Origin of the sequence: Phenylobacterium deserti (assembly GCF_003254705.1) — a bacterium.
Taxonomy (GTDB): Bacteria; Pseudomonadota; Alphaproteobacteria; order Caulobacterales; family Caulobacteraceae; genus Phenylobacterium; species Phenylobacterium deserti.
Genome location: NZ_QFYR01000005.1, coordinates 226,683 through 252,166 on the forward strand (window position 1 = coordinate 226,683; position 25,484 = coordinate 252,166).

21 protein-coding genes are annotated in these 25,484 nt (G+C 67.4%); 11 read left to right on the forward strand and 10 right to left on the reverse strand.

The window, feature by feature from the left end; all coding sequences use genetic code 11:
• Positions 1-13: 13 nt before the first annotated feature.
• From DJ018_RS17810 to clpA, 4 genes are all read left to right on the forward strand, one after another.
• Complete coding sequence (locus DJ018_RS17810; RefSeq protein WP_111516321.1) at positions 14-490, forward strand: hypothetical protein; 477 nt, start codon at positions 14-16, stop codon at positions 488-490.
• Between the two features lie 70 nt (positions 491-560).
• On the forward strand, positions 561-1,835 hold the full coding sequence (locus tag DJ018_RS17815) for a DNA polymerase IV (protein ID WP_111516322.1): 1,275 nt from the start codon (positions 561-563) through the stop codon (positions 1,833-1,835).
• A gap of 152 nt (positions 1,836-1,987) precedes the next feature.
• Complete coding sequence (gene clpS / locus DJ018_RS17820) at positions 1,988-2,317, forward strand: ATP-dependent Clp protease adapter ClpS (RefSeq protein ID WP_111516323.1); 330 nt, start codon at positions 1,988-1,990, stop codon at positions 2,315-2,317.
• A 6-nt stretch (positions 2,318-2,323) separates the two neighbouring features.
• The gene (gene clpA / locus DJ018_RS17825) at positions 2,324-4,648 is read left to right on the forward strand and encodes an ATP-dependent Clp protease ATP-binding subunit ClpA (RefSeq protein ID WP_111516324.1); all 2,325 of its coding nucleotides are present in this window, start codon (positions 2,324-2,326) and stop codon (positions 4,646-4,648) included.
• 74 nt (positions 4,649-4,722) lie between these two features.
• On the opposite strand, the gene DJ018_RS17830 is transcribed toward clpA, so the two are convergent.
• Positions 4,723-5,160, reverse strand: coding sequence for an HIT family protein (locus tag DJ018_RS17830; RefSeq protein ID WP_111516325.1), 438 nt, complete (start codon positions 5,158-5,160; stop codon positions 4,723-4,725).
• Between the two features lie 57 nt (positions 5,161-5,217).
• On the opposite strand from DJ018_RS17830, the gene DJ018_RS17835 reads away from it, so the two are divergent.
• Entirely contained in the window at positions 5,218-5,787 is a 570-nt protein-coding gene (locus DJ018_RS17835; protein WP_111516326.1) for a DUF4287 domain-containing protein, read from the forward strand.
• Here DJ018_RS17835 and DJ018_RS17840 read toward each other — a convergent pair.
• From DJ018_RS17840 to DJ018_RS17855, 4 genes are all read right to left on the reverse strand, one after another.
• Positions 5,784-6,944 carry a GNAT family N-acetyltransferase gene (locus DJ018_RS17840; protein ID WP_111516327.1) on the reverse strand — a complete coding sequence of 387 codons (1,161 nt, stop codon included), beginning with the start codon at positions 6,942-6,944 and terminating at the stop codon, positions 5,784-5,786. The two genes, DJ018_RS17835 and DJ018_RS17840, sit on opposite strands and share 4 nt — an antisense overlap.
• Positions 6,941-7,684: a glycerophosphodiester phosphodiesterase family protein gene (locus tag DJ018_RS17845; protein WP_111516328.1), complete on the reverse strand. Its 744-nt coding sequence runs from the start codon at positions 7,682-7,684 to the stop codon at positions 6,941-6,943. Before DJ018_RS17845 ends, DJ018_RS17840 begins: the two co-directional genes overlap by 4 nt.
• A complete protein-coding gene (locus DJ018_RS17850) occupies positions 7,681-8,145 on the reverse strand; it encodes a RidA family protein (RefSeq protein ID WP_111516329.1) in 465 nt (154 codons plus the stop codon). Before DJ018_RS17850 ends, DJ018_RS17845 begins: the two co-directional genes overlap by 4 nt.
• Before the next feature lie 102 nt (positions 8,146-8,247).
• Positions 8,248-8,682, reverse strand: a complete 435-nt coding sequence (locus DJ018_RS17855; RefSeq protein ID WP_111516330.1) for a phasin family protein — start codon at positions 8,680-8,682, stop codon at positions 8,248-8,250.
• A 302-nt stretch (positions 8,683-8,984) separates the two neighbouring features.
• Here DJ018_RS17855 and DJ018_RS17860 point away from each other — a divergent pair, with 302 nt between their 5' ends.
• Positions 8,985-10,295, forward strand: coding sequence for a D-alanyl-D-alanine carboxypeptidase family protein (locus DJ018_RS17860; protein ID WP_111516331.1), 1,311 nt, complete (start codon positions 8,985-8,987; stop codon positions 10,293-10,295).
• A gap of 54 nt (positions 10,296-10,349) precedes the next feature.
• On the opposite strand, the gene DJ018_RS17865 is transcribed toward DJ018_RS17860, so the two are convergent.
• Both DJ018_RS17865 and DJ018_RS17870 read right to left on the reverse strand, forming a co-directional pair.
• Positions 10,350-10,778, reverse strand: coding sequence for a DnaJ domain-containing protein (locus DJ018_RS17865; protein WP_111516332.1), 429 nt, complete (start codon positions 10,776-10,778; stop codon positions 10,350-10,352).
• A gap of 4 nt (positions 10,779-10,782) precedes the next feature.
• Entirely contained in the window at positions 10,783-11,616 is an 834-nt protein-coding gene (locus DJ018_RS17870) for a division plane positioning ATPase MipZ (RefSeq protein WP_111516333.1), read from the reverse strand.
• A 157-nt stretch (positions 11,617-11,773) separates the two neighbouring features.
• Here DJ018_RS17870 and panC point away from each other — a divergent pair, with 157 nt between their 5' ends.
• The 3 genes from panC to DJ018_RS17885 all read left to right on the forward strand — a co-directional run bounded on the left by panC (position 11,774) and on the right by DJ018_RS17885 (position 18,417).
• Positions 11,774-12,631, forward strand: coding sequence for a pantoate--beta-alanine ligase (gene panC, locus DJ018_RS17875; RefSeq protein WP_111516334.1), 858 nt, complete (start codon positions 11,774-11,776; stop codon positions 12,629-12,631).
• A gap of 349 nt (positions 12,632-12,980) precedes the next feature.
• Entirely contained in the window at positions 12,981-15,164 is a 2,184-nt protein-coding gene (locus DJ018_RS17880; RefSeq protein ID WP_111516335.1) for a family 16 glycosylhydrolase, read from the forward strand.
• 370 nt (positions 15,165-15,534) lie between these two features.
• Positions 15,535-18,417 carry a type I secretion C-terminal target domain-containing protein gene (locus DJ018_RS17885; protein ID WP_111516336.1) on the forward strand — a complete coding sequence of 961 codons (2,883 nt, stop codon included), beginning with the start codon at positions 15,535-15,537 and terminating at the stop codon, positions 18,415-18,417.
• A gap of 88 nt (positions 18,418-18,505) precedes the next feature.
• Here DJ018_RS17885 and DJ018_RS17890 read toward each other — a convergent pair whose 3' ends face one another.
• Both DJ018_RS17890 and DJ018_RS17895 read right to left on the reverse strand, forming a co-directional pair.
• Positions 18,506-18,916, reverse strand: coding sequence for a DUF1489 family protein (locus tag DJ018_RS17890; RefSeq protein WP_111516337.1), 411 nt, complete (start codon positions 18,914-18,916; stop codon positions 18,506-18,508).
• 51 nt (positions 18,917-18,967) lie between these two features.
• Positions 18,968-19,822: an enoyl-CoA hydratase-related protein gene (locus DJ018_RS17895; RefSeq protein ID WP_111516338.1), complete on the reverse strand. Its 855-nt coding sequence runs from the start codon at positions 19,820-19,822 to the stop codon at positions 18,968-18,970.
• A gap of 119 nt (positions 19,823-19,941) precedes the next feature.
• Between DJ018_RS17895 and DJ018_RS17900 the strand changes: the two genes are divergently transcribed.
• Together DJ018_RS17900 and DJ018_RS17905 are read left to right on the forward strand one after the other, a co-directional pair.
• A complete protein-coding gene (locus DJ018_RS17900; protein WP_111516339.1) occupies positions 19,942-21,729 on the forward strand; it encodes a patatin-like phospholipase family protein in 1,788 nt (595 codons plus the stop codon).
• Between the two features lie 370 nt (positions 21,730-22,099).
• Entirely contained in the window at positions 22,100-24,271 is a 2,172-nt protein-coding gene (locus tag DJ018_RS17905; RefSeq protein WP_111516340.1) for a penicillin acylase family protein, read from the forward strand.
• Positions 24,272-24,274: 3 nt separating this feature from the next.
• On the opposite strand, the gene DJ018_RS17910 is transcribed toward DJ018_RS17905, so the two are convergent.
• Positions 24,275-25,483 (reverse strand): dipeptidase, encoded by a 1,209-nt coding sequence (locus DJ018_RS17910; RefSeq protein WP_111516341.1) that lies wholly within the window; start codon positions 25,481-25,483, stop codon positions 24,275-24,277.
• Between the last annotated feature and the right edge of the window lies 1 nt (position 25,484).

Below are 25,484 nucleotides of genomic sequence, written 5' to 3' on the forward strand. Positions count from 1 at the left end.
TAGAGGCGCCGCCATGTCCGCCTTCCGCATCTGGCTTGAAGCCGCATATCTGCCCGCCTTCCGCGCCGTCGGCTGGACGTTCGTGCTGCACGGCGGAGGCGAGACCCGCGCCTGGGCCGGCGGCGAGCGCCGGGTCAGCGAACAGCGCGCCCTGCTCCTGGCGCTGCAGGCCGCGCTGAAAGCCGCGCCGGCCGGCAAGGACGAGATCGTCCTGACGACCACCAACGGATTCCTAGCGACCGTTCCCAAGACGATCGCAGAAGCCTCCAGCGGCGGCGAGGCGACCGAAGAAGATCTGGATCTGTGGGCGGCGCTCAGCACCGCCCTCGCCGCCCGACCGGTGAAGATCCAGCGGACGGGTTCCGCCGCCGGCACGCCGGCCGCCTTCGCGAGCGCATGGGCCGAGCTGTCACGCGACCGGGCGAAAGGCGGGCCTTTCCAGCTGGCGATCCCAAAGACCAACGTCGCCAAGATCCAGGGCCTGCCCTGACGCTGATCGGCCGCAGCGCGCCAGGAACAAATCAGGTATATCTGCGCCCCATGGTTCAGCGGGCGCGCCGATGACGGCTTTCTGCCGCGACTGCTTCTGGCAGGGCGCTCAGGCCGTGCGCCGCTGCCCCTCCTGCGCGTCGCCGCGCATCGTGGCGCACGAGGAGCTGGAGCAGCTGTCCATCGCCCACATGGACTGTGACGCCTTCTACGCCTCGGTCGAGAAACGCGACCGGCCGGAACTGCGCGACGTGCCGGTGATCGTGGGAGGCGGCAAGCGTGGCGTCGTCACGACCTGCTGCTACATCGCTCGCATCAGCGGCGTGCGTTCGGCCATGCCGATGTTCAAGGCGCTGAAGGCCTGCCCGCAGGCGGTGGTGATCAAGCCGGACTTCAGCAAGTACAAGTTCGAGAGCCGGCGGATCCTGGGCATGGCGGGCGAGCTGACGCCCCTAATCCAGAACCTGTCGCTGGACGAGGCCTGGATGGACCTGTCGGGGACCGAGCGGCTGCACGGCGCCTCGCCGGCCCTGACCCTGGCCAGGCTGCAGGCGCGGATCGAAGCCGAAACGGGCCTCACCGTCTCCATCGGACTTTCCGCCAACAAGTTCCTGGCCAAGATCGCGTCCGATCTCGACAAGCCACGCGGTTTCTCGGTGATCGGCGCAAAGGAGGCGCAGAGCTTCCTGGCGCCGAGGCCGGTCGCCATCCTGCCGGGCGTCGGACCGGCGATGGCGGCGTCGCTGCAGAAGGCCGGCTTCCGCACTGTCGGCGACCTGGCGCGCGCCGACGTGAAGGATCTGGCGGGCCGATGGGGCGCACACGGCCTGCGGCTCCATGAGCTGGCGCACGGCCGCGACAGCCGGCACGTCAACCCGGACGAAGATCGCAAGGGGATCAGCGCCGAGACCACCTTCAACGCGGACCTGACCGATGTCGGGGCCTTGGAAGATCGCCTTGCGCCGCTGTGCGAGAAAGTCGCCCGTCAGGCCCGGCAAGCCGGGGTGGCCGGCCGCGTCGTGACCCTGAAGCTGCGCGCCACCGACTTCAAGATCGTCACGCGGCGGCGGACCCTGCCGGTGGCCACCCAGACGGCCAAGACCCTGTTCGCGGTCGGGCGCGAACTGCTGGCGCGCGAGGCAGGGCACAAACCCTGGCGGCTGATCGGGATCGGCATCGCCGACCTGGTTGACGCCGAGGGGTCGGCTTCCGACTTCTTCGCGGGAGAAGAGCGGCGCGCCAGGGCTGGCGAATCCACCCTCGACGCCCTGCGTGCGAGATTCGGCGCCGAGGCGGTCACCTCAGGCCGGATTTTGCGTGCAAAGGCCGCGCTCAAGGAGGATTGATATCCTTCAACATAGCGCCTCTTCTGGAGGCGTTCTGTGCTCATCGCGAGCACACCCGCTGTTCCTTTGGATCCGACCCCTTCCAAACCCGAATGTTTGACATATCTAATTCAGCAAGGACGGCAGGCTCTCGCCGTCAGGAGATCCGTGCCATGGCCGAGCGCAGCCCAGGTGACAACAACACCGGCGTTCGCTCGTCTGTGATCACTCAGACCAAGCCCAAGACGCAGAAGCCTTCGATGTATCGAGTGCTTCTGTTGAACGACGATTATACGCCTATGGAATTCGTCGTTTATGTACTTGAGCAGTTCTTCAATAAGTCGCGCGAAGATGCGACTCGGATCATGCTGCATGTCCACCAGCACGGGGTGGGTGTTTGCGGGGTGTTCACGTACGAAGTGGCGGAAACAAAAGTGGCCCAGGTCGTTGATACGGCACGGCGGCATCAACACCCGCTCCAGTGCACCATGGAAAAGGATTAAGGCCTCTTGCCTTCATTTTCGCGCCAGCTCGAAGAGTCCCTTCATCGCGCCGTCGCCTACGCCAATCAGCGCAAGCACGAGTACGCTACACTCGAGCATCTTCTGCTTTCGCTGGTAGACGACGAAGACGCCGCTAGCGTCATGCGCGCTTGCGACGTCGACCTCGGCGCACTCCGCACAACCCTAACCAATTACGTGGACAACGAGCTTCGCTCGCTCGTGGTCGACGACGGCGAGGACGCCAAGCCGACTGCCGGCTTCCAGCGCGTCATCCAGCGCGCCGTCATTCACGTGCAATCCTCCGGCCGCGAGGAAGTCACCGGCGCGAACGTGCTGGTGGCGATCTTCTCCGAACGCGAAAGCCATGCCGCCTACTTCCTGCAGGAGCAGGACATGACGCGGTACGACGCGGTGAACTACATCGCGCACGGCATCGCCAAGAAGGCCGGCGCTTCCGAAGCCAAGCCCGTCAAGGGCGCGACGGACGACGAGGACAAGCCTTCGGTGAAGACTGGCGGCGAAGCGCTCGAAGCCTACTGCGTGAACCTCAATGAGAAGTCGCGCCAGGGCAAGGTCGACCCCCTGATCGGGCGGGCCGGCGAGGTCGAGCGCTGCATCCAGATCCTCTGCCGCCGGACCAAGAACAACCCCCTGCTGGTGGGCGACCCCGGCGTCGGCAAGACCGCGATCGCGGAAGGCCTGGCGCGCAAGATTGTCAACAAGCAGGTCCCGGACGTCCTGGCGGGCGCCACCATCTTCTCGCTCGACATGGGCGCGCTGCTGGCTGGCACCCGTTATCGCGGCGACTTCGAGGAGCGGATCAAGCAGGTCGTCAAGGAGCTGGAAAACCACCCCGACGCGATCCTGTTCATCGACGAGATCCACACGGTCATCGGCGCCGGCGCGACCAGCGGCGGGGCCATGGACGCCTCGAACCTGCTGAAGCCGGCTCTGGCCTCGGGCGCCCTGCGCTGCATGGGCTCGACGACCTACAAGGAGTTCCGTCAGCACTTCGAAAAGGATCGCGCCCTCGTCCGTCGCTTCCAGAAGATCGACGTCAACGAGCCGACCGTCGAAGACACGATCAAGATCCTGAAGGGCCTGAAGACCTACTACGAGGACTTCCACAAGCTCCGCTACACGAACGACGCCATCCGCGCCGCCGTGGAGCTGTCGGCCAAGTACATCACGGACCGCAAGCTGCCCGACAAGGCGATCGACATCATCGACGAGGCGGGCGCGAGCCAGATGCTGCTGCCGGAAGGCAAGCGGAAGAAGACCATCGGGCTGAAGGAGGTCGAAGGCGTTGTCGCCAAGATCGCCCGCATCCCGCCGAAGTCGGTCTCCAAGACGGACACGGAAGCGCTGAAGCAGCTGGAAAGCGACCTGAAGCGCGCGGTCTACGGCCAGGACGATGCGATCGAGCAGCTCTCCGCCGCCATGAAGATGGCGCGGGCCGGCCTGCGGGACGCCAACAAGCCCATCGGCTCGTACCTGTTCTCGGGTCCGACCGGCACCGGCAAGACCGAGACCGCCCGCCAGCTGGCGGCGACCCTCGGGATCGAGCTGCTGCGGTTCGACATGTCCGAGTACATGGAGCGCCACACGGTGAGCCGTCTGATCGGCGCGCCTCCGGGCTATGTCGGCTTCGACCAAGGCGGTCTGCTGACCGACGCGGTCGACCAGCATCCGCACGCCGTGGTCCTGCTGGACGAGATCGAGAAGGCCCACCCGGACGTCTACAACATCCTCCTGCAGGTGATGGACAACGGGCAGCTGACCGACTCGAACGGCAAGAAGATCGACTTCCGCAACGTGGTCCTGATCATGACCACCAACGCGGGGGCCTCCGACGCCCAGCGCAACTCCATCGGTTTCGGCCGCGGCAAGGCCGAGGACGAGGTGGAAGAAGCGCTGAAGCGGGTCTTCACGCCGGAGTTCCGCAACCGCCTGGACGCCATCGTTCAGTTCCGCGGCCTCACGGCGGAGATCATCCGCCAGGTGGTGCAGAAGTTCGTCATGCAGCTGGAAGCCCAGCTGGCGGACCGTCACGTCACCATCGAGACTTCGGACGACGCGGCCGATTGGCTGGCGAAGAACGGCTTCGACGAACTCTATGGCGCCCGGCCGCTGGCCCGGGTCATCCAGGAGAACATCAAGAAGCCGCTGGCGGACGAGATCCTGTTCGGCCGGCTGGTCAAGGGCGGCCACGTCCGCGTGGTGCTCAAGGACGGCAAGCTGGCCTTCGAGATCGAAGGCGAGAACCGCGAGCCCGGCGCCCCGATCATCGAGACGCCGACCGAGGATCCCACGCCGGAGCTGGCCGAATAGGCCTGGCGAAAGCTGGATAGGAATGCTGCCCCGGAGAGCGATCTCCGGGGCCGTTTTCTTTGGTCCTTATCGCGTCAGCTGATCTTGGCCGCGATCTGCGCGGCCAGCGCCTTCAGCTCTTCCATGTCGGCCATGCCGCCGGAGGCATGCCGCCCGACCTCCACACCGTCCCAGCGCGGGATGATGTGGAAGTGGAGGTGGAAGATCGTCTGGCCAGCCGGGGCGCCGTTGAACTGGGTGATCACGATGCCGTCGGGCTGCAGGGCCGACCGGACGGCGCGCGCCACCCGCTGTACGCCCAGGATCAACTCCGAAAGCACCTGCGGCTCCTCCTCCAGGAGGTTGCGGGCCTGAGAGCGCTTGGGAATGACTAGGGTGTGGCCCTTGGCCTGAGGGAACACGTCCATGAAGGCGAACACGTGCTCGTCTTCGAACACGCGGGCCGCCGGGATCTCTCCCCGGAGCACCTTGGCGAAGATGTTGTCGTGATCGTAGGTGCCGTCCAGGCTCATGGCGCGCTCTCCTTCGCTAAGGGTGCGTCGTAGCAAAACGGCAGACGAGGTGGAACGATGGCCGAAGGTCTGACGGAGCGGCAGCAGAGGTGGTTCGCCTCGGTGCGCGCCCGCCTGGAAAGTGACACCGGCAAGAGCCTCGAGGAATGGGTGGCGATCGCCCGCACCTGTCCGGAGACCAAGCCGCGCGCGAGGCTCGCCTGGATGAAGGCGCACCACGGCCTGGGCCAGAACCGGGCAAGCTATGTGCTGACCGAGGCCTTCCCCTCGGAGGCCGGCTGGGAGACGCCCGACGTCCTGCGCCAGGCGCTGTGGTCGGATGTTACGTCAGGCAAAATCCTCGCCGTCGTGGAAGCGCTGGCGACCCCGTTGCCCGAGGTCGTGACAGGTCAACGCAAGGGCTACACGGCCTTCTCCCGCAAGGTGCAGTTCGCAGCCATCCGCCCCCTGAAAGACGGCAAGGCGATGCTCGGCCTTGCGCTGGAGCCGCACGAGCACCCGCTTCTGGAAGCGCCGAAGAACGAGCCCTGGTCGGAGCGGCTGCATGCCCGACGGCCACTGAACAGCCCGGCCGATGCGGACGCCGAATTGAAGGCTCTGATCGAGAAGGCGTGGGAGCGGTCCTAGCCAGCCTTGAAGGGCGAGTACTCCTCCGCCAGCCATTCCATGTCGGCTTCGTTGCCGGCGCGCTCCTGCTCCAGAAAGCGCTCCACGGGCGCGCGCAGGCCGGGATCTGCGATGTAGTGGGCCGAGTAGACCGGCTTCGGCAGATAGCCGCGGGCGATCTTGTGCTGGCCCTGAGCGCCGGCTTCCACGCGTGGCAGGCCCCGTTCGATCGCCCATTCGATGGCCTGGTAGTAGCAGAGCTCGAAGTGGAGGAACGGCACGTCCTCCACGCAGCCCCAGTTGCGGCCGAACAGGCAGTCGCCGCCGATCAGGTTGAGCGCGCCGGCGATCCATCGCCCCTCGCGCCGGGCCATGACCAGCAGCACCCGGTCCGCCATGCGTTCCTGCAGCAGGCTGAAGAAGCGGCGGTTGAGGTAGGGCCGGCCCCATTTGCGCGAGCCAGTGTCCATGTAGAACTGGAAGAAGGCGTCCCAGTGCTCTTCCGTCAGGTCCGAACCGGTCAGGCGCTGGATCTCGACCTCGGCCTGAGCATCCCTGCGCTCGCGACGGATGGTCTTGCGGCGCCCCGACGACAGCGCGGCGAGGAAGTCCTCGAACGAGCCGTAGCCGCGATTCTCCCAGTGGTATTGCTGCCCTGCGCGCAGAGCGAGCCCCTGCTGCCCCATCCAGGCCCACTCGTCTTCGAGAGGGAAGTTCACGTGGAGGGACGAGGCGTCATACCGCTCGCACAAGGCCAGGCCGCCGCCCAGCAGCAGCGCCCTCGCCTCGCCGGCCGCCACGTCAGGTCGGAGCAACATCCGCGGCCCGGTCGCGGGGGTGAACGGCACGGCGGACAGAAGCTTGGGATAGTAGCGGCCGCCGGCGCGCTCGTAGGCGTCGGCCCAGGCGTGGTCGAAGATGTATTCGCCCTGGCTGTGGGATTTCAGATAGAGCGGCATGACGGCCGCCACCTGGCCCGCGTCGTCCTCGACGATCAGGTGCTGCGGTCCCCAGCCGGCCCGCTCGACCGCGCAGCCCGCCTCTTCCAGGCTGGTCAGGAAGTCGTGCCGCAGAAAGGGGTTGTCGCCGTAGGCCGGGTTTGCGGCGCAGGCGTCCCAGGCGTCCCGATCCACCTCGGCGATGCGGCGGACGACCTTGACCGCCGGGTTCAGCTTCACGCTCGGAAACCCTCGAAAATGAGATTGTCGCAATCGTTCTTGATCGCCGACCACTGCGCGGCGTCGCGGATGGTCCAGGCGATCAAGGGCAGGCCCTGCTGGCGGTGGCGGGTGGCGATCTCGGAGGGCAGCATGTCCAGACCCAGAGCCAGGAAATGGGGCCGTGCGATGGCCACATGCTCCAGCGCGGCATAGGCGCGGCGGGTTTCCTCCGGCAGCGGGGAGCCGGCGTAGGAGTAGCTGTCGAGGCCCCGCAGGACGTGCGGATGGCGCTCCGCGAACCAGGCGTGGGAGGCGGGGTTGAAGCCGATCACCGCCACTGGGCCGGCATGGTCGCTGATGAGATCGAAGACGCGCTGCTCCAGCGGTCCCTCGGCGCCTGGCAGGGTCTTCAGCTCGATGTGGATCATGGCCCGGCGGCCCACCTGCTCCAGCACTTGCCGCAAGGTGGGGATGGGTTCCGCGGTAGGCCCAAGGCGCAGCTGCGCAAGTTCGGTCGAGGTTCGCGCGGCGAGGAGGCCGGCCTCGCCGGTCAGGCGCGCCAGGTCGTAGTCGTGGAACACCACCGCCTCGCCGTCGGCCGCGAGCTGCACGTCGAGTTCGATGCCGTAGCCGGCCTCGCAAGCGGCCTCGAAGGCGGCGAGCGAGTTCTCCGGCGGACCGTCGGGGCTCCAGAGCCCGCGATGGGCGATCGGCGGGGCGAAGAGAAGATCCCAGGCCTCGCCGAAGCGGTCCCTCACGAGCGGAGCGCCACCACGGCGTCGACTTCCACGGCGAAGTTCATCGGCAGGCGGTAGACGCCCACGGCCGAACGGGCGTGCCGGCCGGCGTCGCCGAAGACCTCGACCATCAGGTCCGAGCAGCCGTTCACGACCTGGGGGATCTCGAAGAAGTTCGGGCCCGCCTGCACGAAGCCGCCGAGCTTCACGACGCGAACGACGCGGTCAAGATCGCCGTCGCAGGCCGCCTTGATCTGGGCGATCAGGTTGATCCCGCAGATCCGGGCCGCACGCTTGGCGGTTTCGGCGTCGACCTCTTCACCGACCACTCCCTTGATCCCGCCAGAGGCGTCCACCGACACCTGCCCCGAGATGTGCAGCAGATCGCCGATGCGCACGAAGGGCACGTAGTTGGCGACGGGGGCGTTCGGCTGCGGAAGGGTGACGCCGAGTTCGGCGAGGCGCTGTTCGATCTGGCTCATGGCCTTCCTGTAGCCCTGCCCCCGAAAACAGAAAAGGCCCGGACCTTGCGGTCCGGGCCTCTCGAACGCGGCGCCCGTACTTGGCGCCTCGAGACGATCTGTTTAGCGAGCGGCCTGCAGGCGCTCGACGACCGCGGTGACGCGCTCGTTGATCGGCGCCATCGAGTCCTTCACCGAGGCCGACACGGTCTCTGAAACCTGACCGACCTGAGCCATGTAGGTTTCGAGCGCCGACTTGGCGAAGGCGGTCTGCAGTTCGAGAACTTCCTGCACGCTCTTGGCGGCCGCGAGGGCGCGGGCGGCGGCGATCTGGTTCTCGAAGGAAGTCTTGGAGAAGCTCATCGCCTGAGCGCCCAGGGCTTCAGCGCCCTTGGTGGCGGCGGTCACGGAGGCGACCACGGCTTCGAGGTTCTTCTTCGAGGTGGAATTGGCTTCGTTCAGCGCGGCCAGGGTCTTTTCGACGCCATCCTTGAAGGCGACGTTGCTGGCGGCGGTGAACTGGTCGACGGTGGTCTTCACGGCTTCGGCGGCGGCCATGGGAAACTCCTGATGGTCAGTTGCGCAGCGCAGATCGGCGCCGCATCGCAAGACAGAGTGGGTGAACCCTGTTCCTCGCCCACGGTTCTCTCATGTTGCACTGCAGCAGTCAACGCCTTTTGTGCAGTGCACAACGGGAAATGCTGCATTGCGATCACGTTGACGTGATCGGCAAACGATCAGGCGCGACAATTGAGACCATTCAGGACCTGTTTACCCTCAGGCAACAGTGACCGTCTCATTATAGGTGAGATTCACCGGCGGCAGGGGCCGCCACAACCCTTTGTATCGACGGGATAAGCATGTTCCAGCACGCCCGCCGCCTGTTTGTTACCCTCGGTATCGCCGCTGCGACTGCTGTCGCGAGCGTCCCGCCGCCGGCCCAGGCTGAAGTTCCCTATTTCAAGAACCTGCTCGCCGCTTCCCAGACCAAGTACGCCGCCATCGTGGTGGATGCGAAGTCCGGCGAAGTGCTCTACGCCAAGCACGCCGACAGTCCGCGGTACCCTGCGTCGATCACCAAGGTGATGACCATGTACCTGACGTTCGAAGCGCTGGCCTCGGGCAAGCTGCGTCTGGACGATCGGGTGGTGTTCTCGCCCCATGCGGCGGCGCAGTCGCCGACCAAGCTGGGCGTCCGGGCTGGCGATTCGATCTCGGTGTCGGAAGCCATTCAGGCGATGGCCACCCTGTCGGCCAACGACGCGTCCGTCGCCATCGCCGAGAAGATCGGCGGCACGGAGCGCAAGTTCACGGCCCTGATGACGCTGCGGGCCCAGGAGCTGGGCATGCGCAACACCAACTTCGCCAACGCCAACGGCCTGCCCAACAGCCGCCAGCTGTCGACGGCGCGGGATATCGCGATCCTGTCGCGGGCGGTGATGCGCGATTATCCGCAGTACTATCGCTACTTCAGCCAGCAGACCTTCAACTTCCGTGGGCGCGAGATCCGCAACCACAACCACCTGCTGCGCAACGTTGCGGGCGTGGACGGCATCAAGACCGGCTTCACCAACGCGTCCGGCTTCAACATCGCCATCTCGGGCGTGCGCGACAACCGCCGCCTGATCGTGGTGGTGATGGGCGGCCCGACCCGCGTGTCGCGCGACCAGAACGCCGAGGACCTGCTGCTCACCGGCTTCGACGTGGTCAAGCGCCGCGACCGCGGCGAGCGCATCACCGTCGCCCAGAACCTGTTCGAACCCGAGCTTTCCGGCCCGGTGCAGCGCGGCGGCGTCGAGCAAGGCGATGCGGACCAGGAAGGCCTGACGATCGAGCTGGCGTCCGCCACGCCCGCATCGCGGACCTCCCGCATCCAAGTCGTCCAGCCCAAGCGCAAGGCCGAAGCCAAGAAGCCTGAGGCCAAGGCGAGCTCGAAGAAGGACCGCTGGGCCGTGCAGGTCGGCGAGTTCAAGAGCCAATCCGACGCCAAGAAGCAGATCGGCTTCGTGAAGGATCGCTTCGGCAAGCACCTGGGCGGCGCGTCCGGCGCGGCCGAGAAGGCGGGCAAGCGCTATCAGACCAAGTTCGCTGGCCTCAGCGAGTCCGAGGCCAAGGGCACCTGCAAGGCCATGAAGGCCAAGGGCCTGGACTGCCGGGTTCTGCCCGGCTGATCCGATCTGGTTTGTGGAGAGAGAAGGCCCCGGTTCGCGCCGGGGCTTTTTTCTTTAGCGGCCCAGCAGCCGGTCCCGCGCCGCGTTGAGCTGAGCGGCGAGCCCGGAGGTGCCGCCCTTGTCCGGGTGGGCGAGCCGCATCAGGCGAGTGTAGGCGGCCTGGATCTCCTCCCGGCTCGCGTCAGCTCCGACGCCCAGGATAGACCGCGCTTCGTCAGCGCTCATCCGGCCGGTGCGGGGAGCTGGACGAGCCGCCGCCGGCGCGCTCGTCCGCCGGGCCGAAACCGCCAGCCACAGGCCAAGGATCAGCAGAACCAGGGCGGGCGCCCACAGGCTGCGCAACGCGCAGGCGGCAGCGCCGGCGAACGCCGCCAGTGCGAAGCTGGCGCTCATCAGCCGCCATTCGCGGCGCTTCAGGATCGGTTTGCCGCTGGCCCACAGGACCAGCCACAAGGCCGCCGCGCCAAGCGCGAGGTAGAGCATGGCTCTACTCGGCCGCCAGAACCTCGTCGCCGTCCAGCCCGGTGATGCCAAGGGCGGTCATCAGGGCGCGCAGCTCCTGGCGCGCGGCCACGTGCTGCAGGGACATGGTCACCGGACGGATAGACGGCGAAAGGTCGGCGATCGTCAGGCCGAACGGGAAGAGCTCGCGGTAGATGACGCGGTCGCGCAGGCCAGGGCCGATGCGGAAGCCCACCTTGCGCGACAAGGCGGTGATCCGCTCGTCGAGGCGCTTGCGGTTGCGCGCCTCGGTGGGCGCCAGACGGTTCCGCAGCACCACCCAGTCGATCATCTTGCGGTCCTTGGCGGCGCGCGCCTTGCGGCTGGCCCAGACCGTTTCGGAGTAGAGGCTGTGGCGGGTGAGCTCGAGCGTCACCGGATCCACGACGCCGAGCATGTCGAAGTCGACGAAGCTGTCGTTCATCGGGGTGACGATGACGTCGGCCAGCATGTGCGCCGCGCGGCTGATGGCGGTGTCGGCGCCGGGGGTGTCGATGATCACGAACTCGGCCTGCTGGCTGACCTCGTCGAACGCCTCCTGGAACCGCGCCAGCGCTTCCTCGTCAGAGGCCTTGGCCAGCGCCAGCCCGTCCGCGCTGATCGGGTGGACCAGCGGCATGGGGGCTTCGGCCTTGTTCGCAGCGAGCCAGGCGGCCCGGTTGGCGAAGAAATGGCCCATGGTCTGCTGACGCAGATCCAGGTCGAGCACCGCAACCTTCGCGCCCGCATGCAGCAGGGCGACGGCGGTGTGGATGGCGATGGTGGACTTGCCCGCCCCGCCCTTTTCGTTGCCGATCACGATGACGCTGGCTTGCGGCATTCGCTTATCTCCCACCAGGACGGGATTGATCACCCGACTCAGAGGGTTAACAGGAGCCTGACGCAGGGAGTCGCGTCAACGTGGACTTTCGCCCGCGGCTGCGGATGGACGCCGCAGGAGCGCCCCGATAAGCACCGCCGCCGAAGGAGCCGCCATCATGCCCGACGCCCCCCTGCCCGTTGCTCGCTCTGTCGCCGACCTGCGCGCGCAGGTGGCCGCCTGGAAAGCGGCCGGGGAAACGGCGGCCATGGTCCCAACCATGGGCGCGCTGCACGACGGCCATTTGTCCCTGGTGCGCCTGGCGCGGCAGCACGCGGACCGGGTGGTCGCCAGCGTCTTCGTCAACCCAACGCAGTTCGGCCCGAACGAGGACTTCGATCGCTATCCCCGGAACGAGGCCGGCGACGCCGCCCTCCTGGCCTCCGCAGGGTGCGACCTGCTGTATGCGCCCACCGTGAGCGAGATGTACCCGCAAGGCTTCTCCACGACGGTGACCGTCACGGGCGTGTCGGAGCCGCTCGATGGGGCCGCCCGTCCAGGCCACTTCGCGGGCGTGGCGACGGTGGTCTCCAAGCTGCTCCTCCAGTGCGGAGCGGACGTGGCCGTCTTCGGCGAGAAGGACTACCAGCAGTTGCAGGTGATCCGGCGGCTGGTTCGCGACCTGGACATCCCGGTTCGGATCGTCGGCGGTCCTACGGGGCGGGCGGAGGATGGCCTGGCCCTGTCCTCGCGCAACGCCTACCTGACCGACGCTGAGCGGGCTGCGGCCCCTGCCCTGCCCCAGGCGCTGCGCGCCGCCGCCGAGCGGCTTCGGGCCGGCGCGCGCGTGGCCGATGTGGAAGCCGAAGCGATCGCCTCGCTGCAGGCCGCAGGGTTCGGCAAGGTCGATTATGTGGAGGTGCGCGGCGCCGAAGACCTGGCGCGCCTGGGCCCGGACTCAGCCACGACGCCGGCCCGAATCCTTGCCGCAGCCTTCCTGGGCAAGACCCGTCTGATCGACAACATGCCCGTCTGAGGCCTTCGCCTACAGCTTAGCCCGTGACGCGTTGCCGCACGGCCAAGCCGTTACAACCACGGTGCGAACGCTGGCCGCCACACGCGTGAGGCGTAAATGTGGCGAAGGTTCAAGTCTCTGTTTTCTAGTGACTTAATAGGCCTACAGTGAAGCTTGTTGAGCGCAAATCACCTGAAGGCGCCCAACTAGCTAGACCATAAGGCGTTACTTCAAATGTACTCGCAAGGTGAAGCTCTGCGACACCTTGCCCTCACCGGTTATTAAGGGCCGAGAGGTTAGGTTTTGCGCCTGCGCTGAGGAGAAGCGCGGCGAGCGGCGACGGGGCGCCGCACCTAACACGGACAGTCTGATGCCTTACACGAAGTACGACGGCACGATCGCCGCTGAGACCGTCGCGCCGGCGAACAGCTTCTATGGCACCAGCGGAGCCGACACCTACGCGGGCACGGCCGCGCCGGAGAGCTTGTGGGGCGGCGGCGGCGACCGGATGGTCGGCGGTGGCGGCGACGACACCTACTTCATCAAGTCGATGAACGACGTGGTGGTCGAGGTCGCCGGGGGCGGCGTCGACACCATCGTGGCCTGGAGCAACATCTACCTGTCCGACTATTCGGCGATCGAGAACGTCCGGGTCGAGTCCGACAAGGGCTTTGCGGCCGGCAACGGTCTCGACAACATCGTGCAGGGCGCCGCCGGCTCCCAGCAGCTTTACGGCGGCGGCGGCCAGGACGTCCTGATCGGCGGCGCCGGGGCCGACGTCTTCATCGTCTACAAGGGCGAAGGCAACGACGTCATTCAGGACTTCAGCGCCGCCCAGGGTGACGTGGTCCGCCTGAAAGCCGGGTTCACCAGCTTCGAACAGGTGAAGGCCGCCATGACCCAGGTCGGGTCCGACGTGAAGCTCGACATGGGCGGCGGCGACGCCCTGATGTTCCGCAACATGGCGGTCAACCAGTTCACCGCCAGCAACTTCCAGCTGCCGATCGATGCGTCGAAGCTCGGCGCGATGACCTTCCACGACGAGTTTTCGGGCCCGCTGTCGCTCTGGGACAAGGAAAGCAATCCGACGGGCATCTGGCGGCCCGACTACGGTTACGGCGGCGTTGACGCCTACAGCCTGACCGGCAACGGCGAGAAGCAGATCTACACCTCGCCCTACTTCAAGAACCATCCGGGCGACTTCAACGAGAGCCCGTTCGTCTCAAACGGCGACGGCACGGTGTCGATCTGGGCCAAGCCCTCGTCTAACCCCGAGATCTTCGGCTACGGCTACACCTCGGGCCTGATCACCACCAAAGAGAGCTTCAACCAGCTCTACGGCTACTTCGAGATGCGCGCCGACCTGCCCCAGGCCGAAGGCGCCTGGCCGGCGTTCTGGATGCTGCCCAAGGACGGGTCCTGGCCGCCCGAACTCGACATCATGGAAGTGCTGAGCCGGGACGACAACGCCACCTGGACGACCGCCCACTGGGGCACGCCGTCCAACCACGGCTCCAACAGCGTCAACAACCTGACGCCGGACACCGCCGACGGCTTCCACACCTATGGCGCGCTTTGGACCGCCAAGGACATCACCTGGTACGTGGACGGCGTCGAGGTGTTCAAGGCGGCGACGCCCGCCGACATGAACAAGCCCATGTACCTTCTGGCCAACATGGCCATGGGCGGTTGGGGCGGCTCGATCGATCCCAGCAAGTTCCCGGCCGAGATGAAGATCGACTACATTCGCGCCTACGCCCTGGGCGACGGCACGAGCGGCGGCTCGGGCGGCGGCATTGGCGGACCGATCGGCGGCTCGGTGGGCGGCTCCACAGGCGGTTCGACCGGCGGCTCTACGGGCAGCGGCTCTGTGGGCGGCGGGTCCACGGGAGGCGGCGCTACCGGAGGCGGCTCGGCGGCCGTGGATGCGGGTCAGAACCTGGTGGCTTCGGCCAACGGCGACACCCTGCAAGGCGGCGCCGGCGCCGATACCCTGAACGGCGGCGCAGGTCGTGACCTGCTCTTGGGGGGCAAGGGCGCCGACCGGATCATGGGCGCCGGCGAGTTCGACAACATCAACGGCAACGAAGGGGCTGACAGCCTCTCAGGCGGGGCCGGCGATGACTGGGTCTCCGGCGGCAAGGAGAACGACTTCTGCGACGGCGACGAGGGCGCAGACCTTGTGCTCGGCAACATGGGCGACGACTGGTGCGATGGCGGAACCGGCGCCGACACCGTCCGCGGCGGCCAGGGCAACGACACCTTGCTGGGTGGAGACGGCAACGACTGGCTGTCGGGCGACCGGGGCGATGACGTCATCGCCGGCGGGGCCGGTGCGGACTCGTTCCACGCCTTCTCCGGATCCGGCATCGACCGTGTCACCGACTTCAGCCTCGCACAGGGCGACCGGGTGCATCTCTTCGCCGGCCAGTCCTACAGCGTCGTACAATCCGGCGCGGACACGGTCATCGACCTCGGCGGCGGCGATCAGCTGATCCTGGCCAATGTGCAGGCTTCGATTCTCAGCGGCTCTGGCTGGCTCATCACCACCTGATCCGCCTCCACTTCGTCGCTTTTCCAACGCCGTCGCGGGCAACTGCGGCGGCGTTTTTGCTGCGACACGGCGCCACGGTGCGGATCCGCACACCGATCGGCTGCGTACTCCATCGCATCGGTTGCAGCCAAATAGCTCGCCACCTCAGGTTTTTTATCCCGTAAATCCAACGCCTTCCTGAGAAGCGGAACCGGTCCTCACCAAAACGGGCCCTTTTCAGCCTGCGCCGCAGCGCCGCGCGGCAGACCTGCGCTGCGACATCCTGCGGAGGACGGTCGCCTCATTTCGCCATTTTAGGGTCTCGGCCGTCACGCAAGACCGTGACGTGTGCAACCGGGCCTCGCGGGGGCGAGACGGGGGATTTAGTAAGATGCCTTACACCAAGTATGACGGCACCGCCGCGGCCGAGACGGCGGCCAGCACCGCCGGCCTCTATGGCACGGACGGTCGTGACACCATCACCGGCTCGAACGCCAACGAAGCCCTTTGGGGCGGGCAAGGCGACCGCCTCGTGGGCGGCGGCGGCGACGACTTCTACTACATGAAGTCGTCCAGCGACGTGATCGTGGAGGCCGCCGGGGGCGGCGTGGACACGATCATCGCGTGGAGCGGGACCTACCTGACCGACTTCGCCAACGTGGAGAACGTCCGCGTCGAGTCCGACAAGGGCTTCGCGGCCGGCAACGGTCTCGACAACATCGTGCAAGGCGCTGCGGGCGCCCAGCAGCTCTACGGCGGCGGCGGGCAGGACGTGCTCGTCGGCGGCGCCGGCGCAGACGTGTTCGTCGTCTACAAGGGCGAAGGCAACGACGTCATCCAGGACTTCAACGTGGGCGAAGGCGACGTCGTGCGCCTGAAGTCCAACTTCATCACCTTCTCCCAGGTGAAGTCGGCCATGACCCAGGTGGGCGCCGATGTGAAGCTGGACCTCGGCGGAGGCGACGGCCTGATGTTCCGCAACATCACGGTCGACAAGTTCACGGCCAGCAACTTCCAGCTGCCGCTCGACGGCTCCAAGCTGGGCGCCATGACCTTCCGGGACGAGTTCTCCGGCCAGTTGTCGCTGTGGGACAAGGAAAGCAACCCGACCGGCACCTGGCGTCCGGATTTCGGCTATGGCGGCATCGACGCCTACAGCCTGACCGGCAACGGCGAGAAGCAGATCTACACCTCGCCCTACTTCCGCGACCATCCGGGTGACTTCAAGGAGAGCCCGTTCGTTTCGAACGGCGACGGCACCCTGTCGATCTGGACCAAGCCGTCCAGCAACCCGGAGATCTTCGGCTACGGCTACACGTCCGGCCTCATCACCACCAAGGAGAGCTTCAGCCAGCTCTACGGCTACTTCGAGATGCGGGCCGACCTGCCGCAAGCGGCGGGCGCCTGGCCGGCTTTCTGGCTGCTGCCGAAGGACGGCTCCTGGCCGCCGGAACTCGATGTGATGGAAACCCTGAGCTACGACTCGCGGGCGACCTGGACCAGCGAACATTCCAGCTTGGGCCCGGGCGGCCACACCTCGCAGTCGGTGAGCTCCATCGTGCCGGACACGGCCGACGGCTATCACACCTACGGCGCGCTTTGGACGGCCAAGGACATCACCTGGTACGTGGACGGCGTCGAGGTGTTCAAGGCGGCCACTCCGGCCGACATGAACAAGCCGATGTACATGCTGGCCAACATGGCCATGGGTGGTTGGGGCGGCTCGATCGATCCCAGCAAGTTCCCGGCTGAAATGAAGATCGACTACATCCGCGCCTACGCGCTGGGCGACGGCGGCAGCTCCGGCTACACCCCGCCGCCGACCACCGGCGCTCCGGCCCCTGCCCCGGCGCCGGCGCCGGCTCCGGCGCCCGCTCCGGCGCCTCAGCCGATCGATCCGAACGCGGGCCAGGTTCTGACGGCCAATGGCCCCAAGAGCGTCCTGACGGGCGGCGCTGGCGCCGACACGATCCGCGCCAGCGAAGGCTACGACACCATCACCACCGGCGGCGGGTCGGACACCATCGTGTTCGGCAAGGAGCCGTGGGCCCCGATCACCATCAAGGACTTCCAGCTGGGCGTGGACAAGCTCGACATGTCGGCCCTGTTCGCCAAGTCCGGCTACGCCGGCTCGAACCCGGTGGCCGACAAGTTCGTGTCCTTCTGGGACGACGGCCAGGGCAACACCCGCGTGCTGTTCGATCGTGACGCAGCTGGTACGGCGCAGAAGTGGCCCAACCACGTCGTGGTGCTCGAAAACACCGCCATCAAGGACGTCACGTGGGCGAAGCTGACCGGCGCCGCCGAGACCAGCGCGCCGACGCCTGCACCGTCCAGCCCTGCGCCGGCTCCGGCTCCGGCTCCGGCTCCGTCCACCGGTACGGGCGGAATGGTTCTGACCGCTACGGGCCCGAAAAGCGTCCTGACGGGCGGCGCTGGCGCCGACACGATCCACGCCAGCGAAGGCTACGACACCATCACCACCGGCGGCGGGTCGGACACCATCGTGTTCGGCAAGGAGCCGTGGGCCCCGATCACCATCAAGGACTTCCAGCTGGGCGTGGACAAGCTCGACATGTCGGCCCTGTTCGCCAAGTCCGGCTACACCGGCTCGAACCCGGTGGCCGACAAGTTCGTGTCCTTCTGGGACGACGGCCAGGGCAACACCCGCGTGCTGTTCGATCGTGACGCCACCGGCACGGCCCAGAAGTGGCCGAACCACATCGTGGTGCTCGAGAAAACCGCCATAAAGGACGTCACCTGGGAGAAGATCAGCGGAGCCACGGTCGACGCCTCCAAGGGCTCGACCCCGGTGAGCGCGCCGGCCGCGCCGGGTCAGCAAGCACCGGAGACGGGAGCCCAGGCCGGGGTGGTCCTCACCGCGACCAAGCCGAACAGCGTGCTGACCGGAACGGCGGGCGATGACACCATCCGCGCCAGCGAAGGCTACGACACCATCACCGGCGGCGCCGGGGCGGACACGATCGTGCTGGGCAAGGAGCCTTGGGCGCCCATCACCATCAAGGACTTCCACCTGGGCGAGGACACCCTCGACATGTCGGCGCTGTTCGCCAAGTCCGGCTACACCGGCTCGAACCCAGTGGCCGACAAGTTCGTGTCCTTCTGGGATGACGGCCAGGGCAACACCCGCGTCCTGTTCGATCGCGACGCAGCCGCGCCCGGCCAGCAATGGCCGAACCACATCGTGGTGCTGGAAAACGTCGCCATCCAGGACGTGACCTGGTCGAAGCTGTCCGGCTGGGTGGTCGAGTAGATCGACCGCCTTCCGGCAAAAAGGAGAACCCCGCCGCTGTCGCCGCGGCGGGGTTTTCTGCTTTCAGGGATCTGCGAAGCGGGGAGCGCTACCAGGCGCCGAGTTCACGCAGCTTCTGCGCCAGCTCCGGCGGCGCTTCGTTGAACGCACCCATGTCGATGTCGTCGGGCGCATCCTTGACCTCGAGGTAGCGCCAGCCCTGGAACGCGCGCCGGGGCGACGGCGAGACGCGGACGATTTCGCTGTCCAGCGTCACCTCGCACCGGGCGTTGACGCCCTCGCCCACCGTGTCGATGGCCAGGATCTTCTGTCGGCAGAGGATCACGCCCTTGAACACCCGGTAGAGGGAGCCGCCGTCCAGCATCTCCTCGGCGCGCTTCGGCGTCTGGCGGGTGCGCAGGACCCAGGGCTCTCCCGGGGCGGCGCTGGCGGAGCGCCAGTCGAGCAGCTCCTCGACGGTGTCGCAGCCGACGCACAGCTTGATCATGTGAAGGGGCATGGCCCAGCGATTAGGCCTCCGGCAGGCCCTTGGCCAGTGCGACGGGCCGCCTCACTCCTCGTCGTTGGGGCTCGCCCAGCGCGGCTTGCGACGCTCCAGGAATGCACGCACGCCCTCCTGCCCCTCGTCGCTCACCCGAGCGGCGGCGATCCGGCGCGCGGTGTGGTCCATCAGCCGGTTGTCGATGGCATGGCCGTAGACTTCAGCCACCAGCCGCTTGGACTCTGCGACGGCGCCTGGCGCGCAGGCCAGGATGTCGGCGGCGATGCGGTCGTGGGCGAGATCCAGGGCCTCGGCGCTCGGCGCCACCTCGGAGAGCAAGCCGATCTTCTCCGCATAGGCGGCGTCGAACATCCGCCCGGTGGCGAACAGGGCGCGAGCCTGCCGCGGGCCGATGGCCTGGACGACGTACGGGCTGATCGTGGCGGCGATCAGGCCCAACCGCACTTCGGAGAAGCTGAAGCGGGCGTCGGGGGTCGCGATCGCCATGTCGCAGGCGCAGGCCACGCCGGCGCCGCCGCCGAACGCGCCGCCTTCGATCAGGGCGACCGTCAGGAACGGCAGGTCCGCCAGCTGCTTGAGCATGACCGCCATGGCGTGGGCGTCGTCCCGGTTGTCGGCTTCGGTCCGGTCGATGGCCGAGCGCATCCACTCGAGGTCGGCTCCGGCGCTGAACATACCGCCAGCGCCGCGGATGAACATGACGCGCACGCCCTCAGCGCCGGCCAACGTCCGGAACGCTTCCTCCATGGCGGAGATCAGGTCGGCGTCGAAGGCGTTCTTCCGCTCGGGCCGGTTCAGCACGACCGTCACGGCGCCTTCGGCCGTCGCCTCGATGCGGACCAGATCGGTGGTGGCGCTGACGTCCACGGCTTCCACAAAGGGATCGACGATCGGGTTGGTCATGAGCGCTCCTCGACGGTTGGGCTGAAAACGCCATACGGGGCGGAAAGTCGCGGCGTCGGCCGCATGTGCACCTGCGCAAGCCATAGCTCTGCAGATTTGGCGGCGCTAGGCTGAACCCCGTGGGCAAGCTGCCGGAAATACCCGACGATTCGGCGCTCGCGCGCCTGTTTCGGCGTGCGCGCGTACAGGAGCAGGCGTGCTGGTTCTCCCTGCCGGGAGGACAGCTGCTCTTCCGCGCTGGCGAAGCTGCCGATCAGCTCTTCGTGCTGCGGACCGGGCGGCTGGGCGCCTTCCGACGTGAGGCAGGACACGAGCCGCAGTTCCTTGGCGTGATCCGCCCCGGCGAGCCGGCGGGCGAGATGGCCCTGGTGGCCGATGCGCCCCACTCCGCCGACGTCGTCGCTCTCCGGGACTCGGAGGTGTTCGCCCTGCCGCGCGAGGCGTTCCTGGACGCCTGTGATTCCGATCCGACGGTGATGACGGAGCTGGCGCGGCTCATGATCCTGCGCACGCGGCAGGAGACGCGGCCCGGCGCGGTGGGCGAGCCGTCGGTCTTCGGCTTCACCCCGCTTGGCCAGCCCGGGCCGCTCCGGCCGTTGGTCGAGCAGTTGGCGCGGGAAATCGGGCGGCTCGACTACTCCGTCACCGTCGTCGGAGCGGAGGCGTCCGGCGCGCCGACCGAGTGGTTCTCCGACGTGGAGCGCTCCCACGATTTCGTCCTCTATGTCGCGGAAGAACGTGATGGTGGATGGCGCCAGGTGGTCCCGCGCCAGGTGGACCGCCTGTTCCGCATCGGCCGCGGCGACCAGCCGCCGCCGAAGATGCCACCGCCGCCCTCGACAGCCGGGTCCTTGCAGGCGCACCAGCTGGTGGATTTGATCCTGCTGCAGCCCGACGGCCTGCGCAGACCGGCGGGTTCCGAGGCCTGGATGGAGGCCGCCCAGCCGGCGCGGATCTTCCACCTGCGCAAGAGCGAGGCCGGCGACCTGGCGCGTATCGCGCGGGTGCTGACCGGTCAGTCGGTGGGGCTGGTGCTGTCGGGCGGCGGCGCCCGGGCCTACGCCCACATCGGCGCGGTGCGCGCCCTGCGCGAGCGCGGCGTTCCCATCGACTTCGTCTGCGGCGTGTCGATGGGCGCGATCATCGGGGCCGGCGTCGCGATGGGCTGGGACGACGCTGAGATGGAGCGGCGCATTCGGAAGGCCTTCGTCGAGAGCAGCCCGCTGGACGACATCGCCCTGCCGATCCTGGCCATGACCCGCGGCGAGAAGGTTGTGGAGCGGCTGAGCGAGCACTTCGACGACACCCACATCGGCGATCTATGGCTGCCGTTCTTCTGCCTGTCCTCGAACCTCACAACCGGAACCTATCACCTCCACCGGCGAGGCCTGCTGCGCAAGGCGCTGCGGGCGACGATCGCCCTGCCCGGCGTGATGCCGCCGGCCACCGAAGGCGAACAGGTGCTGGTGGACGGCGCGGTGCTGAAGAACTTCCCCGCGGACGTGATGCGGGCCGCCCAGATCGGGCCGATCGTCGGGGTCGACGTCACGGGCGGGCGCAACATCACGGCCGACGATGTCGCACGGCCGGAAAGCGCCTGGCGCTGGCTGCGTTCCGGCCAGTGGCGCAAGGGTCCGCCCATCGTGTCTCTGCTGATGCGGGCGGCCACCGTTTCAACCGGGCGCGATCTCGCGGCAGCGCGGGAGGCGACGGACGTGCTGGTGATGCCGGACACGGCGCGTGTCGAGATCCGCGACTGGAGCGCCTATGCCCCGGCCGTGGCGGAGGGCTACCGCGCCACCTGCGAGGCGTTGGACAAGCTCGACCAGCCGGTGCAGGCCCTGCGCCGCCGGCGCAGCCTGGCGGAACAGGCGGCCCACAAGCGGCGCACAGTGCTCGCCGAATAGCTGGGGGGTGAGACAGGTCGCCTCACCCCGCGCAGCGCATTGCGAACGCCCCCTGCGGGACCCATATTCGTCATCCCTGTTCAACAGTTGAAAGGAGGTGATCCAGTGTCTCATAGTTTCATCCGTAGCTCGGAAACCGTGACCTGGACCTCCGCTTACGAGGTCCGCGCCTAAGCCACTGGTTTGGCAAAGGTTCGGTTCCGCGCTTGCGGTCCGACTATGGAAAGGCCGCCCCCGACAACGGGGCGGCCTTTCGCATTTCAGGACTGTTTCCTAGGCGCCCGGAGCAATGAAGCCCGCAGCCTGCGTTCCAGCCTTCACCAGCAGCGCGGATTGGTCTGTAAGTGAGCTTCAGGCGGGGGCTTTGACGATGCGGATGACCTGGGCGGCCGGCATGGCCATGGCGGCGGTTCTGACCAGCCCGGCGGTGGCGGACGACCTCGCACGCTGGAAAGCGCAGGCGGCGCAGGTGTCCATCGTTCGTGACGACTGGGGCATCGCCCACGTGCGCGGCAAGTCCGACGCCGACGCGGTGTTCGGCGCCGTCTACGCCCAGGCGGAAGACGACTTCAACCGCGTCGAGACCAACTACATCAACGCCATGGGCCGCCTTGCCGAGGCCGAGGGCGAGAAGGCGATCTGGCAGGACCTGCGGATGAAGCTATTCGTGGATCCGACGGACCTGCAGGCCAAGTACCGCGCGAGCCCCGCCTGGTTGCGCAAGCTGATGGACGCCTGGGCCGACGGGCTGAACTTCTACCTGGCCACTCATCCGGACGTGAGGCCGCGGGTCATCACCCGGTTCGAGCCGTGGATGGCGCTGAGCTTCACCGAAGGCAGCATCGGCGGCGATATCGAACGCATCAACCTGGCCGAGCTCGAGGCCTTCTACGGCAAGACGCGGACGGCGGCGCTTACCGACGAGCAGCTGGGCCGGTTTGTCGAGCCGACCGGCTCCAACGGGTTCGCCATCGCGCCGTCGAACACGGAGGGCGGGCACGCCCTGCTGCTGATCAACCCGCACACTTCGTTCTTCTTCCGCTCCGAGCTGCAGATGACCAGCGACGAGGGACTGAACGCCTATGGCGCGTCGACCTGGGGCCAGTTCTTCATCTACCAGGGCTTCAACGCCACGGCGGGCTGGATGCACACCTCCAGCGGCGTGGACGCGGTGGACGAGTTCGCCGAGGAGATCGTCGAGCAGAACGGCAAACTCTTCTACCGCTACGGCGGGGCGCTGCGTCCGGTGCGCACCGAAACAATCGAGGTCCCTTACCGCGCCGCGGACGGCGTCATGGCCCGGAGGAGCTTCACCGTCTATCGCACGCACCACGGGCCGGTCGTGCGCAGCCAGCACGGCAAGTGGATCGCCGTGGCGCTGATGAGCAAGCCCGTGGAAGCCCTGCAGCAGTCGTTCCTGCGCACCAAGGCGACAGACCTGAAGAGCTTCATGAAGGTTGCGGAGCTGAAGGCGAACTCGTCGAACAACACCCTGTTTGCGGACTCCAAGGGCGCCATCGCCTATCTGCACCCTCAGTTCATCCCGCGGCGGGACGACCGGTTCGACTACACCCGGCCAGTGGACGGCTCTGACCCCGCCACTGAGTGGAAGGGCCTGCATGCGCTGGACGAGGCGCCGAGGGTGATCAACCCGCCGAACGGTTGGGTGATGAACACCAACAACTGGCCCTACACCGCGGCGGCCCAGTTCAGCCCCAAGCGCGCCAGCTTCCCCGGCTACATGGACGTTTTCGGCGAGAACCCGCGCGGAGTGCACGCGGATCTGGTGCTGAAGGCGCGCAAGGATTTCACCCTCCAGCGCCTGATCGATGCTGCCTACGATCCCTACCTTCCCGCCTTCGCGCGCCTGCTGCCGGGCCTCTTCGAGGCCTACGACGCCCTGCCCGCCACCGACCCGCTGAAGGGCAAGCTGGCCGAGCCGATTGCTGCCCTGCGCGCCTGGGATTTCCGTTGGTCGGGCGAGTCCGTGCCGACGTCGGTGGCGGTGTTCTGGGGCGAGGCCCTATGGAGCACCGCGCAGCCGGAAGCGCGACGCCTGCGGATCAACACCTACGACTACATGGCCGACCGCTCGACGCCGGCGCGCAAACTTGCCGCGCTGGCCACGGCGGTCGACCGCCTGCAGGCGGACTTCGGGGACTGGCGTACCCCCTGGAGCCAGATCAATCGCTTCCAGCGAAACGACGGCGCCATCGTGCAGACCTTCGACGACGCCAAGCCCAGCATCCCCGTGCCGTTCACCAGCGCGCAGTGGGGCTCCCTCGCCTCCTTTGGGGCGCGCCGGTACGAGGGCACGAAGCGCTACTACGGCACGAGCGGCAACAGCTTCGTGGCCGTGGTGGAGTTCGGAACCAAGGTGCGCGCCAGGGCTATCTCGGCGGGCGGGGAAAGCGGCGGTTCGACCTCGCCGCACTTCATCGACCAGGCGCCGCGGTACGCCGCCGGAGACCTGCGCGACGTCTACTTCCATCCGGAAGACCTGGCCGGCCACGTCGAGCGACGCTACCGGCCAGGAGAGTAGTCGTCAGGCGGCCGGAGCCTTGGCCGCCTCGACCTGCTTCATCACGCGCAGGACGTTGCCGCTCCAGATCTTCTGGAGGTCGGCCGGGGTGTAGCCTTCCTTCAGCAGGCGCTCGCTGATCTTCCAGTTGGAAGCCACGTCCTCCAGCCCGACCACGCCGCCGCCGCCGTCCATGTCGAGGCCGATGCCCACGTGGTCGACGCCCACCAGGCGGATGGCGTGCAGCAGGTGCGCCATGAAGTCCTCGAAGGTCGCTCGCGGGACGGGCCACCTGGCTTCGATCTCCCGGCGACGCGCCATCATGGCCTTGCGCTTGTCGGCGGTGAGATCGTCACCGTCGCCGAACTCCTTCCGCAGCGCGGCCAGCGCCGCCGTCCGTTCCGGGATGTTCACCTGCGGGACCATGTAGCCGGAGTAGGCGTTCATCTGGATCACCCCACCCTTGGCCGCGAGCAGCTTCAGGTGGGCGTCGTCCACGTTGCGCGGGTGATCGAACACCGCCTTCACGCCGGAGTGCGACAGCACGATGGGCGTGGTCGACTGGGCGATCATCTGCTCCAGAACCTGGTCGGACGCGTGGGACGCATCCAGGATGATCCCCAGCCGGTTGGCTTCGGCGACGAACTGCCGGCCCTTGGGGCTGAGGCCGTTCCACTCGGGCTTGTCGGTGGCGGAGTCGCCCAGGTCGTTGTTGCGGAAGTGGGCGGGACTCATCATTCGGACGCCCAGGTCGTAGAAGGTCTTCATCAGCGACAGGTCGCCCTCGACGGGCTGGCTGTTCTCCATGCTCATGAAGACGATCTTCTTGCCCGCCTTGTTGATCGCGGCGGCGTCGTCGGCCTTGAGCGCCAGTTGGAACTTGTCGCCGTGCTTCGCCACCATCTCGCGGATCTCGGTGGCGCGGACGATGGCGTAGTCGCGGGCCTTGATGTCGCCCGCCGCGGTGCGCTCGCCCGAGGGCGTGTAGACAGCGAAGAAGCCGCCATCGAGCCCGCCCTCCACCATGCGCGGATAATCCACCTGGCTGCCGTCGTCGGCGTAGGCGTGGCGATCCATGATGTCCCAGCCGGAGACGGCGAAGTTGGCCGGCGTGTCCAGGTGAGTGTCGAGGGCGATCAGCTTCTCATGGATCTGGCGGGCCGTCTGGGCCGAGGCGATCCCCGGCCCAAGCAGCGCCGCGACGCCAGCCAGCAAAGCGAGACGTCGCATCATC